Annotated in this window: 2 protein-coding genes; both read left to right on the forward strand. The window is 42.0% G+C overall.

The features are described from left to right. Nucleotides 1–280: flotillin domain-containing protein (locus tag Q0200_RS09675; protein ID WP_297940736.1), on the forward strand; the 280-nt coding region annotated here is incomplete at its 5' end. A 335-nt stretch (nt 281–615) separates the two neighbouring features. After that, on the forward strand, nt 616–1,216 hold a 601-nt coding region (gene yedE, locus Q0200_RS09680), incomplete at its 3' end, for a YedE family putative selenium transporter (RefSeq protein WP_297940738.1).

Genomic DNA, 1,216 nt, shown 5'->3' on the forward strand with positions numbered 1-1,216 from the left:
TCAGAGCGGCTCGGGCTTGAATGCTAATGGCGGCGTTAGCAACTCGGGCGCTTCGCTATCTGATCAAATCGTAAACGCGTCTTTAAACTATAAAGTAAACGCGCCTATAATAGACGACCTAATGAAGCAAGTAGGCATCGACCTAAACGGCGGGATACAAAATATCGCCTCGCCCCTACTAGACGGTTGCGAAAAAGCTAAAGACACGTCAAATTTTAGTGCAAAAGAGACTGAGAAATTTAGTGCTGCAAGCGAACAAAAAGACGGCAAGAAAAAGTAAATCTAGCCTCAAATTTGATTAAAGTTGTGCAAGGGGGCGGCACGCTAGCGCGGTAAAGCCGGCTAAATTTGGCCGTCCTTTTTTACAATCAAAACAATAGCTGCTTTTTGTGGTTGTTTTTGGCATATTTTGAGCTGTCTACACGGCCGTAAATTTAACATCTGCAAATTTTAAACACGTTTAATATTTATGTAAATTTAACTGCTTAAGTTAAATTTTATATTCCCTTTCAAATTTGATTAAATCGCAAGCAAATTTTATTAATTTTTTATTTTAACATTAGTAAAATAACGCCTAAGAAATCGGGTCGATTTTACCTTTTCAAAGGACACTTCATGAATTTTTCAAATTCAAAATGGTTTATCGTTTCAGGTGCGGCGCTCGGCGCTTTAGGCGCGCTACTTGTGTATTTTGGCAACCCCGGCAATATGGGCGTTTGCGCGGCTTGCTTTTTACGAGATAGCATGGGTGCGCTTGGCTTTCACCAGGCCAAAGTCGTGCAGTATCTAAGGCCTGAAATTTTAGGGCTTATCATCGGAGGCTTTCTAGCCAGCATGCTTTGGAGTAGAAATTTCACTCCAGTATCTGGTAGCGCGGCATTTTCTAGGTTTTTCTTAGGCGTGTTTGCGATGATAGGCTGCCTCATATTTTTAGGCTGCCCTTGGAGGGCGTTTTTGCGCCTTGGAGGTGGAGATATGACCGCTATTGCTGGCGTTGTTGGCTTGTTTGCTGGCGTCTTTGTGGGACGAGCTTTCAAGAAAAATGGCTACATTTTACCTGAAAATGAAACCACTGCAAAAGCTATCGGGTTTTTGCCACTGATCATCGCTATTTTGCTTTTACTAGCACTTATCTTTGGTCTAAAACTTGGCGAAAATGGCGCATTATTTAGCTCAGAAAAAGGCCCAGGCTCACAGCATGCAAATTTATTTATCT

This window comes from uncultured Campylobacter sp., from assembly GCF_938045225.1.
Classification (GTDB): Bacteria; Campylobacterota; Campylobacteria; order Campylobacterales; family Campylobacteraceae; genus Campylobacter_A.